This window comes from Klebsiella sp. RHBSTW-00484 (assembly GCF_013705725.1).
Classification (GTDB): Bacteria; Pseudomonadota; Gammaproteobacteria; order Enterobacterales; family Enterobacteriaceae; genus Klebsiella.
Genome location: NZ_CP055481.1, coordinates 5,230,987 through 5,245,043, shown reverse-complemented (window position 1 = coordinate 5,245,043; position 14,057 = coordinate 5,230,987). Strand labels below are relative to the sequence as shown.

Sequence of the window (14,057 nt, the reverse complement as noted above, 5' to 3'; positions counted from 1 at the left end):
TGCCGCTCGCTATCGGGCGGCGAAGTGAATTAATGTTTTTCGCCGATTGGCAGAATGGTGCGGCCAAACTGCTCGTTCAACACTTCACCCATCGCCAGATAGATGGCGCTAGCACCGCAAACCAGACCCACCCAGCCGGCAATGTGGATAATCGCTTCGTTGCCGTTGATGTTGCCGATACACAGCAGGGCAAACAGCACGGTCAGGCTCAGGAACACGAACTGCAGCATGCGGGCGGCTTTCAGCGTGCCGATGAACATGAACAGCGTGAACACGCCCCACAGGCCCAGGTAAACGCCGAGGAACTGGGCGTTAGGTGCGTCGGACAGACCCATCTTCGGCAGCAGCAGAATGGCGACCAGAGTCAGCCAGAAGGAGCCGTAAGAGGTGAATGCCGTCAGACCGAATGTATTGCCTTTTTTGTATTCCAGCAGGCCTGCAAAAATCTGCGCAATACCGCCGTAGAAAATTCCCATGGCGAGAATAATACCGTCAAAAGCAAAGAAACCCGCATTGTGCAGGTTAAGCAGAATGGTGGTCATGCCGAAGCCCATCAGGCCCAGCGGTGCCGGATTAGCCAACTTAGTGTTGCCCATAATTCCTCAAAATATTGATTAGAAAGGGAAGCATTACCCCGCCACTTAGCGACAGGGCGCGGCATAATAATGAGGAGTTGCTGCACTGTCTATGATCTGGCGGGGTATTTTTCACCAATTTATCATTCTGCCTGATGAAGCCTGGCCATTCGCCTTAAACAAGCGACGTGGAGCACTGCCGGGATGGTGACTCGATAAGCGCTACCGCTAACGGCTTTTACACCATTAACCGCTGCGCCGAGGGGGCCGCCAAGCCCTGCACCGCGGACTAAACCATGGCCGATAACGCTGACCGCAGCGTGGGTGCGGAGAATCTTCGTCAAGCGTGCTTCAAGAATATGCGAGACCCCTTGTGCCAGCTTATGTGTCTGGATCAGATGGGGAAGTAGCTCTTTTTGCTTTTTGACTCGACACTCCACGGCAGTGAAGAAATCGGCTTTCTGTTGGTCATCCATCTTCTTCCAGCTATGTTCCAGGAAGTGTTCCAACAGATGTTGCTCAATTTCAGGTGTGGACATTTGTTTATCCGCTTTGACTTTCAATCGTTTGCAAACATCCAGCAGGATTGCTCGATAGAATTTGCCGTGACGGCGAAGCGTATTGGCGATGCTATCGCCGCCAAAGTGCTGGAGCTCACCGGCGATCAACTGCCAGTTACGACGATAGCGTTCAGGATGTCCTTCCATCGCCTGAAAAGTTTCATTACGTAATAGTGTGCTTGAGAGACGTGGCTTGCCATTCTCGTTGTGGGTCAGAATACGCGTAAATGTTGCCAGGTGTTCTTCACTACATTGATGGAGAAAAGAGAGATCTTCATCATCCAGATAATTAATTTTCATAGGGGCTTGTATACGTAGTCAGTGATATTAATCATCGCCGATAATTTTTAGCGAGGCCATGTCAGAGGAGTTGATCGTGTGGCCGGAAAAAGCAATTTTCTTCACGCAACGTTTATTATCGTTATCGCTATTAATGTTAATCCAGTTAGTGGTTGTACCTTGCTTTATCGTTGACGGTACATTGAGGCTCTGGCTGGCGCTATTGCTGGCTTTAAAGTACACCGTTGCGCCGGAGAGTTGGACATCGCCTCGGTCAGTCGTGAGCTGGATGCGTTTGATTACCCGACAAACAGGCAGCTTCAGAGTCAGGTCGTTAGTCTCATTTCTTGGCATGGCGACTACGCCTAAAATTTTATGATCGTTAGCAGATACTGAAGCCACTAATGCAGTGCTTAAAAGCAATCCCGTTGATATATGAATGAGTGATTTCATGAGAATTTTCCAATTATTTAATTTATTACACCTGGAAAATACTTTATCACCGGAGCTTTATTGCTTTTAGTCGGTAATTATTGCGGATTATGTCAATAATTTCATGAATATATTATCCGTAATCATTTTAATTATTTATGTGTTGGCGTGTTTTTACCCCCATGTTCGACTTTTGACCCCGGTTCATCCCATCCCGTAGGGCTGCGAAGGCAAATTTTTTTTGTCGTCCCCCCTTGATGAAGCGGTGGGTGACCCCATCTTGTAGTCAACCGCAGTGAATGAACCTGAAAAAAATGATGTCTGGGCAGTTGAAACCGCACGTTTCGCCCTTATTACAGGTTCACAACCACATGTTGAATGAAATTTTAGTGGAGACGTTTAGATGGGTAAAATTATTGGTATCGACCTGGGTACTACCAACTCTTGTGTAGCGATTATGGATGGCACTACTGCACGTGTGCTGGAGAACGCCGAAGGCGATCGCACCACACCTTCTATCATTGCCTATACCCAGGATGGTGAAACTCTGGTTGGTCAGCCGGCTAAACGTCAGGCAGTGACAAACCCGCAAAATACCCTGTTTGCGATTAAACGCCTGATCGGTCGCCGCTTCCAGGACGAAGAAGTACAGCGTGATGAAGCCATCATGCCGTACAAAATCATCGGTGCTGACAACGGTGATGCATGGATTGATGTTAAGGGCCAGAAAATGGCACCGCCGCAGATCTCTGCTGAAGTGCTGAAAAAAATGAAGAAAACGGCTGAAGATTACCTGGGCGAACCGGTAACTGAAGCGGTTATCACCGTACCTGCATACTTCAACGATGCTCAGCGTCAGGCTACTAAAGATGCCGGTCGTATCGCGGGTCTGGAAGTCAAACGTATCATCAACGAACCAACCGCAGCTGCGCTGGCTTACGGTCTGGATAAAGAAGTCGGCAACCGTACTATCGCGGTTTATGACCTGGGTGGTGGTACTTTCGATATCTCCGTTATCGAAATCGACGAAGTTGACGGCGAAAAAACCTTTGAAGTTCTGGCGACCAACGGTGACACCCACCTCGGTGGTGAAGACTTCGATAGCCGAATGATCAACTACCTCGTTGATGAGTTTAAGAAAGATCAGGGCATTGACCTGCGTAATGATCCGCTGGCCATGCAGCGCCTGAAAGAAGCCGCAGAAAAAGCGAAAATTGAGCTGTCTTCTGCGCAACAGACCGACGTGAACCTGCCGTACATCACCGCAGATGCGTCTGGTCCGAAACACATGAACATTAAAGTGACCCGTGCGAAACTGGAAAGCCTGGTTGAAGACCTGGTGAACCGTTCAATCGAGCCGCTGAAAGTCGCTCTGCAGGATGCTGGCCTGTCCGTATCTGATATCCAGGACGTTATCCTGGTCGGTGGGCAGACACGTATGCCAATGGTTCAGAAGAAAGTGGCTGAATTCTTTGGTAAAGAGCCGCGTAAAGACGTTAACCCGGACGAAGCCGTTGCTATCGGTGCAGCTGTCCAGGGTGGTGTACTGACGGGTGAAGTGAAAGACGTACTGCTGCTGGACGTTACCCCGCTGTCTCTGGGTATCGAAACCATGGGCGGCGTGATGACTGCGCTCATCAACAAAAATACCACCATCCCGACTAAGCACAGCCAGGTGTTCTCTACCGCTGAAGACAACCAGTCTGCGGTAACCATCCATGTGCTGCAGGGTGAGCGTAAACGTGCTGCGGATAACAAAGATCTCGGCCAGTTCAACCTGGACGGTATCAGCCCGGCACCACGTGGTATGCCACAGATCGAAGTGACCTTCGACATCGATGCTGACGGTATCCTGCACGTTTCCGCGAAAGACAAAAACAGCGGTAAAGAGCAGAAGATCACCATCAAGGCTTCTTCTGGTCTGAACGAAGAAGAAATTCAGAAAATGGTTCGCGAAGCAGAAGCGAACGCAGAATCTGACCGTAAGTTTGAAGAGCTGGTTCAGACCCGTAACCAGGGTGACCATCTGCTGCACAGCACTCGTAAGCAGGTTGAAGAAGCAGGCGACAAACTGCCGGCTGACGATAAAACTGCCATCGAGTCTGCATTGACCGCGCTGGAAACTTCGCTGAAAGGTGAAGATAAAGCGGACATCGAAGCGAAAATGCAGGCGCTGGCCCAGGTTTCTCAGAAGCTGATGGAAATCGCTCAGCAGCAGCACGCACAGCAGCAGGCTGGCGGCGCTGACGCTCAAGAGAGCAACGCGAAGGACGACGATGTTGTTGACGCTGAGTTCGAAGAAGTGAAAGACAAAAAATAATCGCCCTTTGAACGGGTAAAACACTGGCACGGGCGAAGAGGTTTCCTCTCCGCCCGTGCACGCATGTTAAGGGGCTGAAAAACACCAATGGCAAAGCAAGATTATTACGAGATTTTAGGCGTTTCCAGAACAGCGGAAGAGCGTGAAATCAAAAAGGCGTACAAGCGCCTGGCCATGAAATATCACCCGGACCGTAACCAGGGCGATAAAGAGGCCGAAGCAAAATTCAAAGAAATCAAAGAAGCGTATGAAATCCTGACCGATGCCCAGAAGCGCGCGGCCTACGATCAGTATGGTCATGCGGCCTTTGAACAAGGCGGCATGGGCGGCGGCGGTGGTTTTGGTGGCGGTGGTGCTGACTTCGGCGATATCTTTGGCGACGTATTTGGCGATATTTTCGGTGGTGGTCGTGGCCGTCAGCGCGCTTCGCGCGGTGCCGATCTGCGCTACAACATGGATCTGACTCTGGAAGAAGCCGTTCGTGGCGTGACCAAAGAGATCCGTATCCCAACGCTGGAAGAGTGCGACGTTTGCCATGGCAGCGGCGCTAAGGCGGGTAGCCAACCGCAAACCTGCCCGACCTGTCATGGAGCAGGCCAGGTTCAGATGCGCCAGGGCTTTTTCGCCGTACAGCAGACCTGTCCACACTGTCAGGGTCGCGGGACGTTGATTAAAGATCCGTGCAACAAATGCCACGGTCACGGTCGCGTTGAGAAGACCAAAACCCTGTCGGTTAAGATCCCGGCAGGCGTAGATACCGGCGACCGTATTCGCCTGGCGGGTGAAGGCGAAGCGGGCGAGCATGGCGCGCCAGCGGGCGATCTGTATGTTCAGGTTCAGGTTAAGCAGCATGCAATCTTCGAGCGTGAAGGGAACAACCTGTACTGTGAAGTTCCGATTAACTTCACTATGGCTGCGCTTGGCGGCGAGATTGAAGTTCCGACGCTGGATGGTCGTGTGAACCTGAAAGTGCCTGGTGAGACGCAGACCGGTAAGCTATTCCGCATGCGTGGTAAAGGCGTGAAGTCCGTGCGCGGTGGTGCGCAGGGCGATCTGCTGTGCCGGGTAGTGGTCGAAACGCCGGTTGGCCTCAATGACAAGCAAAAGCAGCTACTGAAAGATCTTCAGGAAAGTTTTGGCGGGCCAACGGGCGAGAAAAATAGTCCACGCTCCAAAAGTTTCTTCGACGGCGTGAAGAAGTTCTTTGATGATTTGACCCGCTGATTGCTGCTCACTTCCTGTCTTATCTTAAGCCTGGGCCTTTGTGCTCAGGCTTTTTTCTATCTTAGCCACTGCTTTTCTTGAATTATCCTATTATTTATAAGGGCTAAGAATTGATTTATTTTGAGTATTATCTATATTGCTTTTTTTCGTATTTAGAGGCTAACAGCGGATGGGATCGAAAGGTGCCAACAAGGATTTTGATTATAATTTAATCAAAATCCTTGACGCTGTTATTTCGGCTGGAAATGCGGCTAAAGCAGCCAAGAAACTCGGAATTACTCCCGCAGCGGTCTCGCTGGCACTCAGACGCTTGCAGGGCTATTATCCGGAAGAACTGTTCGTTCGCGGAAAGGAGGGATTACTACCTACCGCTAAAGCTATCGAAATCCATCAGAATTTTCGTCAAGTCATGGAACTGGTTAGCGACACGTTTCAGACTGGTCATCAAAAGGATGATGAAGCTAAAATCACTGTTCTGGGAAGCGATATCATTGAGAACTATTACCTTTCACAACTGTATGATAGTGATGTTTTTGATCGGGTGTTAATAAATCACTTCTCATCCAGAAATATCAGCCGCGAGCGAATGATTGAACAATTATTCACCGCAGAGTGTGATTTAGTGATGAGTATCGAGCCAGTGACAGTACCCGGTATTGATAATCAAATGATTGATAGTTTTAAGAGCTTTGTCTGTATCTGCGCGGGTAACCACATGCTAAGCCAACTATCCCAACTCTCGTTGCATCATTTCTATTCTTCACGCCATGCCACCTATCAATCTGGAATGAACTTCCCAATGATTATCAATGATAGTGGGTTATTTAAAGATGATCCTTATTATAAAGGAACTCGCACAGTGGGTTATCGTAGTGATTCAATCAATGGCTTGATGAGTATCATCGAACGCACATCATTGATTGCCTTAATGCCGTTAAAATTGGCTCTTTTCTATAAAAATCAGCGTAAATATGATATCAAATTTATTCAGCCACCACCTGAGCTAACGTTTAGGTCGATACAGGTTTATGCGTCATGGAAAAAGAATAGCAAAAATTTATCAGTGATTAATGAAATTATCGCCATGCTACATACGCTTTCCTCTTTTCGCCGCTGAGAACTCTCCCCCTGGGGGGAGAGATGTAAAATGGGGGCGGATGATACTCATTGATTATTATCTGTACCTGATATTGCATACACTCCTTAGATAACTTATCTATACCCTAAATATTTCGAGTTGCAGGAAGGCGGCGACGCAGTGAATCCCCAGGAGCTTACTCCAGTAAGTGACTGGGGGAGCGAGGAAAGCCAACGCACAAGCAACTTGAAGTATGACGGGTATAACCATATTACTACAGGAGTTTAATATGTCTATATCTAACCATTTAGCGACAACGGAAGTGGTCTTACTGGAAGTCGAGATTTTATTAACCATTATATCGATTGGTGCATGGGGCGGTTTTGTAAGCTATCTTCTCCGCAAAGACAAACAGTCGGATGATGAATCTTATAAAGGTATTATGCATTGTTTAACTCAGATTGTTATATCATGCTTTACCAGTTTTTTACTCAGTGCGTTTGCCATCGAACAGGGTCTTAGTTTTAATATGGTGCTATTGGCCGCTGGTTTAGGCGGCGTTTTCGCCGCGCCGATATTAAAAATTATCGGTGAGAAAGTTAAAAAAATCATTGAGGATGTTAAGCTTAACTAACAGGTTTTAATTAATATAAAAGGCTCATCCGTGAGTCTTTTATTTTTGATGTAAAGTCATGTAACTCTGTTTTTTATCCAACCGTAAATAAACTCTTCGTTCTGTTTGTTTTTTTCTGCAATGTCTAAATAGTATGAGCCCTGGCTACAATTTAATGCTTTAACTAAAGTCTCTTCACCTTCCTTTCCTCTCCATGACAAGTAATGGTTCAATGCGGCCAGTGTGACAGGGCCAATATGACCATCTGCATTGATATCTTGATAGTTTTTTCCTTCCCGATTCAAAACATTCAGCCAGCGCTGCAGCCATACGCAAGGGTAGTGTGTTCCGATATTGACTGCTGCATCGCAAAGCTCGAAGGAGATGGGATACGATATCTGGGCAATTAACTCAAATCCGGGCTTAATCCAGTAATCATTTTCCAGAATAGCGTATGCTTCAATGCGTGTGAGATCGCACATGTCTCCAGTATAACCATGAGCGCGTGCAGTTACTTCAGTGATACCCCAGTTGGTGGCATTACCTCTATCTTTTGCATTGAGGGTATAGCCGCCTTCCATTACTAAAATACCATCGATAATTGGGTTCATTTTCTTTTCCTTGAATTAATGAATATGCATGTACATCACTGTACCCAGCGTGACTGAAAATACGGTGGTTAATGCTGCCAGCGTTTTCCTGATAACTTGTCTTTTGGTTTCTTTCTTTTCACTATCTATCATTTTAATCGCAATCTCTTTGTTAACCTGAATCCCCTGCCGTGGAATGGTAATAAAGAGATCATTAATGCCAAGAGACTTCAGATCTCGCCTGATCAAGTAGAGTATCTGCGTGAGGTTAGCATCGTTAACGAAATGACTGCGGCTACCCCATAACTCTGTGGTTATTTTTTGCCTTTCAATGATGTCCAGATGTGCGTTTTCGATAATGAAGCTAAGACATTTTGCTCTCATAGCTGTCATCTTAATGACCTGCGAGTTTGAAATGGTCCTTAGTTCATACTTTCCTTCGTTGTAAATGTAGTTGTCATTAATGAGATAAGTTTTCATAACGTCGTCCTTTAGTTATATACATCATGATTGCCTGTGCTGAATATATGGTGCAAGAATTGTCTTAAGCTATTAATACTCATCTTTTTAATTGTATTGTCATTGGTGTGAGAGACCTGAATCACATTATCTCATGGAAGTTAAATGACATTTAATGGCTTGATAAATGATATTTAATATGGTGATTGTTTATTGCTCATATCATGGTTTTGATATACGTAACCAGGCAGAGGACGTTGTGCTTAGGTACATCAGATAAGCATCATTGGTATGTATATGGGGAGATGTTGAAAATGTGATGTTTAATGATTAGCCATTTTTCCTTGAGCACTGGATTATTGGTCCCGCAGAACGAACTGCGACAATTTTTCAAACTTAAAAGGAAATTAAAAATGGCTACAAGCAAACTGATTAAAGGCGATACTCTTACTGAAACCAGCAACGCAGCTGATGGTTTTAACCCAGCAAAAGAAGTCAGCGCATATAGCTATACTTCTGCACGTGTCGCTAAGCCGGTTTATAACCAATATAAGTCTTCCACGACTAAACCTAAGGTATTCGGCTACTACACTGACTGGTCTCAGTATGATGGACGCCTGCAGGGAGATGATTCGAAAGATAACCGTGGTCGTGGTTACGATCTGACCAATGTATCCCCTACCGCCTACGACAAAATCATTGTCGGTTTCGTCGGCGTGACAGGCTTCCACAAAGTTGATGGCTTGTATCGCGATGTGGTTGCTGAAGGCGCAGAGCTGTGCGGTAAAGTGCAGTACGAACCGACTTTCCTCGACCCGTGGGGCGATTTCCAGTCCTACGTTAACGTCGGCCACGATGTCAGCGGTTGGGATGTTGAGCCGAAGACCGTCACTCAGGCGAACACCAAAGGTCTGCTCGGCGGCCTGCGTGACCTGCAGGCCAAAGCGAAAGCTCAGGGCCACGAACTGGCGCTGTCTATGAGCATCGGCGGTTGGACCATGAGTAATGGTTTCCACGAAACCTCTGCTTCTGATTCCGCCCGTAAAACTTTCGCCAAAGGCGTGGTGAAACTGTTCAAACAGTTCCCGATGTTCAGCGAAGTGGATATTGACTGGGAGTACCCGAACGCGGAAGGCGCAGGCAACCCATGCGGTCCGGAAGATGGCGAAAACTATGCCCTGCTGATTGGCGAGCTGCGTAAGCAGTTGGATTCCGCAGGCCTGAGCAATGTCAAAATCTCCATCGCCAGCTCTGCTGTAGTCGCGACTTTCGACTACTCCAACGTCAAAGCGCTGCTGAACGCCGGTCTGTACGGCATCAACCTGATGACCTATGACTTCTTTGGTACTCCGTGGGCAGAGACTCTGACTCACCATACAAACCTGAAGGCAGTGACTGAAGGCGGCTGGGCGGTAAATACCATCGTTGACCACCTGTTGTCTGAAGGTTTCCCGTCGGATCGCATCAATATCGGTTATGCAGGCTACACCCGTAACGGTCACGGCGCTGAGCTGGAATCCCTGTCTCCGCTGAAAGGCTCCTACAATGCAGGTACTGGTACCACTACCGGTACGTTTGAATCCGGTACCAACGAATGGTACGACGTGATTTATAACTACCTGGATCTGGAAAACCAGAAAGGCCGTAACGGCTTCAACGTCTACACCGACCAGGTTGCCGATGCTGACTACCTGTACAACCCGGAAAGCAAGCTGTTTATGTCTCTGGATACTCCGCGTTCAGTGAAAGCGAAGGGCGAATACGCAGCGAAACTGGGTCTGGGCGGGATGTTCACCTGGACTATCGATCAGGACAACGGCGTGCTGGTTAACGCCGCTCGTGAAGGCCTGGGCTACGAAATTTCTTCTGAAGTTGTCGATATGGAACCGTTCTACTTTGAGGGTATCAACGTAGAAGCCGCTGACGAAGCAGAGGAAGAAGATAAGACTACTGACGTAAACCATGCGCCGAAAGCGGCAATTGAACTGCGCGTTGTCGGTGGCTCTACTGTACAGCTGTCTGGCGAAGGTTCTTCTGATGAAGATGAAGACGATATGACCTTTAGCTGGGGCGTGCCTTCAGAAATCACCGTTGCTGACAAAACTGTCGCAGTGATCGAGTTTGTCGTACCGGAAGTTTCCGTTAAAACTACCTTCCAGTTCACCCTGTTTGTTCGTGATACCTGGGGCGAGCCTTCTACTCAACAGCGTTTTGTGCTGATTGCTGTTCCGGCTGCATCTCAGGTTCAACCTGAGCCGGAAGAGGAAGAAGAGGAAGAAATCGTCGTTCCAGTAGAGCCGGAAGAAGATACCACTCCGGCCGATGAAGAGACTCCGGCAGATACTGAAACAACGCCTTACGCGCTGTGGGATGCCAATACCGTTTATGGCGGAATCTGGGGTACTTTCGAAATCGTTAGCTGGAAAGGCCACAACTACCAGGTGAAATGGTGGTCTCAGGGCAACCAGCCGGATCTGAACTGTGCTGCGGGCCAGGCATGGACTGACCTTGGTGCTTACTAATCATTTTCGTTAATCGAAAATATTGGGCTCCATAACTAAGGCCCCGGTTTTCCGGGGCTTTTTTCCACCAGGGAACGAGGAATTCTGTCAATGTCCGTCTTGATTAAAAGCAGTCAGATTGATGTAAATAGCTGGTATCAAAAAGTCACTTTAACTATCACCAATGAAAATAGTCGTGCCGTGGATATGAATCATGCGGCAATCGGTTTTACTGGTGCGGGTCACCAGGACCCATGGGGAAATTTTGGCGGCACTCTCAAAGGGGATATGCCACTGACGTTGAGCGGTATGGCGCAAGGGACGCTTGATATTAATGAAATCATTATCAATAACAGCGGTGAACTGTTATTGCAGCCGGGCGAAAGCGGTACGTTATTTTTCAGTTTTGCCGCGACTCAGGTACCGGTAAAAATATCTACCTTTACATTAACGCTGGCCTCATCGGCACAAGATGAAGCAGCAGATGAACCAGAGCCTGAAGTTCCTGCTGACGATACGGCAGATGAAGTTGAACCAGAACCTGAAGTACCTGCCGACGAAACGGCAGATGAGGTTGATCCGGAACCTGAAGCTCCTGCCGACGAAACGGCAGATGAGGTTGATCCGGAACCTGAAGCTCCTGCCGATGATGCGGCGGATGAGGTTGAACCAGAACCTGAAGAATCTAGCGATGATGTTGTTATCGAGGGCGAAATACTCGCTATTACTGCAAGCTCGGTGAATACAACCAGCTGGTATCAGCGGGTGACTTTCACGGTGACCAATCTCTATTCACAATCTCTCGATCTTAATCAACTCAAGCTGGAGTTCACTGCCAGCGCACACCCCGATCCCTACAGCCCTTTTAGCGGCTCTTTATTAGGTAACAAGCCAGTGACGCTGGGCAGTGATGGCGGTTGGCCCATCGAGAAAAACGTTATTACCATTAACAATGATGGGGAACTTCTGCTGGCGGCAAGCGCAAGCGCCGAGCTGCAGTTTTATCTCTCCGCGACCCAGACCCCGGTCGCCATGAGCGACTTAACGGCCACGCTGGCACACGATCCGGGACGTCAGGGGAAAATAGTGATTCAGTTTCCATCGCTGGCGGAAAGCACAACGCTTAAGCCGATGATTGACCTGCTTTATCCCGGCGCCACTACACAGCGCTTTGCTGGAGAGTGGGGGCAATCATTAATTATTGGCGATCTTAGCGCTGGAGAGTACGGCATCACTGTGCTGGAACTGTGCAATGATGAAATGAGGATTACGCCTGCGGAATCAGCAGTGACGCTCAAACTTATTTCCGGTGATGATGCCCGGACATGCCTGGTGGCATATCAGTCGCCGGTACAGTTTGCCTCGGTGCGCCTTAATATCGATGCTCCTGAATTCATCGGTGCGAACATGGTGGTTGAGCTGTGGTCAGAAGCGGGCGTATGCGAAAGAACGCTGACGCTGCCTGTTGGGCAAATTCAGCTCGTGACTCAACTTATGGCGGGTCACAGCTATGCGATTTGCTTGCAACACACCGTTATCAACAACCAGATGATCACCACGCTTGCTCAGCCGACTATTTTCACGCCGATGCAAGGGCAAGTGAAAGAAGTCAGCGTGGGTTTCCAGAAAACCGGGATTGATAGTCACGACTTTGTTGATGTGCAGGCCACGATACTGGGTTTGCCGAAGGGCGTGGTCCCTCAGCGCTACTTGTTCAGCAGTGGACAATATCAATATACCCTCATGTTGGAGAGCGATACGCGTCAACAATCGCTGGCGATACGCCTGGCACCCGGCCAATACAGCGTTGAAGTAGCGGATATTTTTGTTGAAGGTACGCCATGGCGTTGTGAACTGGATGCGCCGCTGCGACTGCTGAAAAGTGTGAATAACATCACACTGGAGTTCATTCAGGGCGTTCCGTTGCAGGTCAAAGGTTGGCCAGATTATCTCGCCCATGGTGGGGTGACAGTTAACGCCAAAGAAGCCGTCACGCTGTATCGCGACGTGCCTTTTAGCGCCCTGTTTAAATATGATGGTTTTGATGGCGGCGGCGATCCGATTCCAGCGGCGGAAGTTGATGTCAATGGTGACGGTTTCCTCGATTATGATTCCTTACCTATTCATAAAACGGTTCCGCTGGTGCGTGAGATTGAAAAAGAGGCCGATCGTTCAGTGATGCCAGTGATGGTCGTTTATACCGCCAATGCCAGCGGCGGTAGTGCGCTGTCGGATCTCCAGGATGGTCAGCGGTTACGTAATCACTTTGGCAACTTCATTACCCAATGCCTGGCGGCGCAATCTTACAAAGACTGCGACCACGCGGTTCCGGCAACCTTCGTGCTTAATCCTGATTTCCTGGGGGCTATGCAGCAAGAGCCGTACGGCTATACCGCAGTTCGTAAAGCGAATAGCGTGCCGGTCAATGTTCAACTGGCGGCTGCGGTAAATGCTTTGCCATCCCTCCCAGGTTTTAGCGCGCCGATATTACCGGAGTTCAGTAACGATCTGTACGGTTATGTTCAGGCAATTAACTACCTTGTTCGACAATTTGCTCCGGATGTGGCGTTTGGCTGGCAGACTAACGTTTGGGCAACGGGAACTGCCGATTGGGTGCTCCGTACAAACGCTGACCCTGTCGCTCAGGGGGCGGAAATCGCTAAATTTATCAATGAGCTGGGAGTATATAGCGGCGAGTATGCGCCAGATTTTATCGCTTTCGATAAATTTGAACGTGATTGTTTCAGTCCTGATGCATTGGCGCACTATGGTTGGAATGCAACCTGCTGGTTTAACTACTTGGGGATGGTAAAACAGGCGGCGAAAGACCTGCATAAACCGGCGATGTTATGGCAAATTCCCGGTGGGCATATGCCAACAGTGGAAGAGGGAACCAGCAAAATTGCAACAGCGCATTTTGCCTCTGGCGGTTCTTTCTTTATGGGGGACTCGCGGATTGGTTGCGACCTCAATACCATCACATCAGAGTTGTTAAATACGGTGGTGAATAGCACAACTTATGGTGTTGCGACGGTAGGCGATTTTTTACGTCAGGATGACGGTTATGACTGGGGGCAAATGCAGGCGCTGAATCTGCCTGACTATAACGTTTTCTCTGTGCTTTGGGGCGGAGGTTCGACGGTCAGTATTACGACTATTCACTCCAATGGCGAAGATGGCGGCTGGCTGGCGGAAAAAATGGTCGAGTATTACGCGGCGCCAAAATATTTTAAATAATATCGTATCGTGTTCTTCCATGCAGCGTGGATGGCACCACTTAACTCACGGTGGTTCAGAAGGTTTAATATTCTGAATCACTGTTTTTTCATATGTTTTTATTTCTATGGTAATAGTAACATCCGTAACTTTGTTGTTGTGTTAATGCCTGTCATTATGTTTTTAAATTCTTTGTTATTATTTTGATTG

At 48.4% G+C, this 14,057-nt stretch carries 10 protein-coding genes and 1 pseudogene; 6 read left to right on the top strand and 5 right to left on the bottom strand.

The window, feature by feature from the left end; translation table 11 throughout:
• Nucleotides 1-29 precede the first annotated feature (29 nt).
• From satP to HV213_RS24610, 3 genes and pseudogenes are all read right to left on the bottom strand, one after another.
• On the bottom strand, nt 30-596 hold the full coding sequence (gene satP / locus HV213_RS24620; protein ID WP_181483684.1) for an acetate uptake transporter: 567 nt from the start codon (nt 594-596) through the stop codon (nt 30-32).
• Nucleotides 597-685: 89 nt separating this feature from the next.
• Nucleotides 686-1,435: pseudogene (msyB, locus tag HV213_RS24615) on the bottom strand (acidic protein MsyB).
• 27 nt (nt 1,436-1,462) lie between these two features.
• Nucleotides 1,463-1,867: a DUF2541 family protein gene (locus HV213_RS24610; protein WP_181483682.1), complete on the bottom strand. Its 405-nt coding sequence runs from the start codon at nt 1,865-1,867 to the stop codon at nt 1,463-1,465.
• Nucleotides 1,868-2,249: 382 nt separating this feature from the next.
• Between HV213_RS24610 and dnaK the strand changes: the two genes are divergently transcribed.
• From dnaK to HV213_RS24590, 4 genes are all read left to right on the top strand, one after another.
• Nucleotides 2,250-4,166, top strand: a complete 1,917-nt coding sequence (gene dnaK / locus HV213_RS24605) for a molecular chaperone DnaK (protein WP_181483681.1) — start codon at nt 2,250-2,252, stop codon at nt 4,164-4,166.
• A gap of 87 nt (nt 4,167-4,253) precedes the next feature.
• Entirely contained in the window at nt 4,254-5,390 is a 1,137-nt protein-coding gene (dnaJ, locus tag HV213_RS24600) for a molecular chaperone DnaJ (protein WP_110272663.1), read from the top strand.
• Nucleotides 5,391-5,559: 169 nt separating this feature from the next.
• On the top strand, nt 5,560-6,507 hold the full coding sequence (locus tag HV213_RS24595) for a LysR family transcriptional regulator (RefSeq protein WP_181483680.1): 948 nt from the start codon (nt 5,560-5,562) through the stop codon (nt 6,505-6,507).
• Nucleotides 6,508-6,757: 250 nt separating this feature from the next.
• Nucleotides 6,758-7,102 carry a phage holin family protein gene (locus HV213_RS24590; protein ID WP_181483679.1) on the top strand — a complete coding sequence of 115 codons (345 nt, stop codon included), beginning with the start codon at nt 6,758-6,760 and terminating at the stop codon, nt 7,100-7,102.
• Between the two features lie 56 nt (nt 7,103-7,158).
• Here the strand turns inward: HV213_RS24590 and HV213_RS24585 are convergent, their stop codons facing one another.
• Both HV213_RS24585 and HV213_RS24580 read right to left on the bottom strand, forming a co-directional pair.
• Nucleotides 7,159-7,692, bottom strand: a complete 534-nt coding sequence (locus HV213_RS24585; protein ID WP_181483678.1) for a glycoside hydrolase family 108 protein — start codon at nt 7,690-7,692, stop codon at nt 7,159-7,161.
• Nucleotides 7,693-7,707: 15 nt separating this feature from the next.
• The gene (locus HV213_RS24580) at nt 7,708-8,151 is read right to left on the bottom strand and encodes a winged helix-turn-helix domain-containing protein (RefSeq protein WP_181483677.1); all 444 of its coding nucleotides are present in this window, start codon (nt 8,149-8,151) and stop codon (nt 7,708-7,710) included.
• 392 nt (nt 8,152-8,543) lie between these two features.
• Here HV213_RS24580 and HV213_RS24575 point away from each other — a divergent pair, with 392 nt between their 5' ends.
• Together HV213_RS24575 and HV213_RS24570 are read left to right on the top strand one after the other, a co-directional pair.
• Nucleotides 8,544-10,652: a glycoside hydrolase family 18 protein gene (locus tag HV213_RS24575; RefSeq protein ID WP_181483676.1), complete on the top strand. Its 2,109-nt coding sequence runs from the start codon at nt 8,544-8,546 to the stop codon at nt 10,650-10,652.
• 90 nt (nt 10,653-10,742) lie between these two features.
• Nucleotides 10,743-13,868: a chitinase gene (locus HV213_RS24570; protein ID WP_181483675.1), complete on the top strand. Its 3,126-nt coding sequence runs from the start codon at nt 10,743-10,745 to the stop codon at nt 13,866-13,868.
• Nucleotides 13,869-14,057: the final 189 nt, after the last annotated feature.

Bases quoted from the DNA above. Each gene is read 5' to 3' on its own strand.
- dnaJ (WP_110272663.1), top strand. From the start codon at position 4,254: ATGGCAAAGCAAGATTATTACGAGATTTTAGGCGTTTCCAGAACAGCG.
- HV213_RS24570 (WP_181483675.1), top strand. From the start codon at position 10,743: ATGTCCGTCTTGATTAAAAGCAGTCAGATTGATGTAAATAGCTGGTAT.
- HV213_RS24575 (WP_181483676.1), top strand. From the start codon at position 8,544: ATGGCTACAAGCAAACTGATTAAAGGCGATACTCTTACTGAAACCAGC.
- HV213_RS24595 (WP_181483680.1), top strand. From the start codon at position 5,560: ATGGGATCGAAAGGTGCCAACAAGGATTTTGATTATAATTTAATCAAA.
- HV213_RS24580 (WP_181483677.1), bottom strand. From the start codon at position 8,151: ATGAAAACTTATCTCATTAATGACAACTACATTTACAACGAAGGAAAG.
- HV213_RS24585 (WP_181483678.1), bottom strand. From the start codon at position 7,692: ATGAACCCAATTATCGATGGTATTTTAGTAATGGAAGGCGGCTATACC.
- satP (WP_181483684.1), bottom strand. From the start codon at position 596: ATGGGCAACACTAAGTTGGCTAATCCGGCACCGCTGGGCCTGATGGGC.
- dnaK (WP_181483681.1), top strand. From the start codon at position 2,250: ATGGGTAAAATTATTGGTATCGACCTGGGTACTACCAACTCTTGTGTA.
- HV213_RS24590 (WP_181483679.1), top strand. From the start codon at position 6,758: ATGTCTATATCTAACCATTTAGCGACAACGGAAGTGGTCTTACTGGAA.
- HV213_RS24610 (WP_181483682.1), bottom strand. From the start codon at position 1,867: ATGAAATCACTCATTCATATATCAACGGGATTGCTTTTAAGCACTGCA.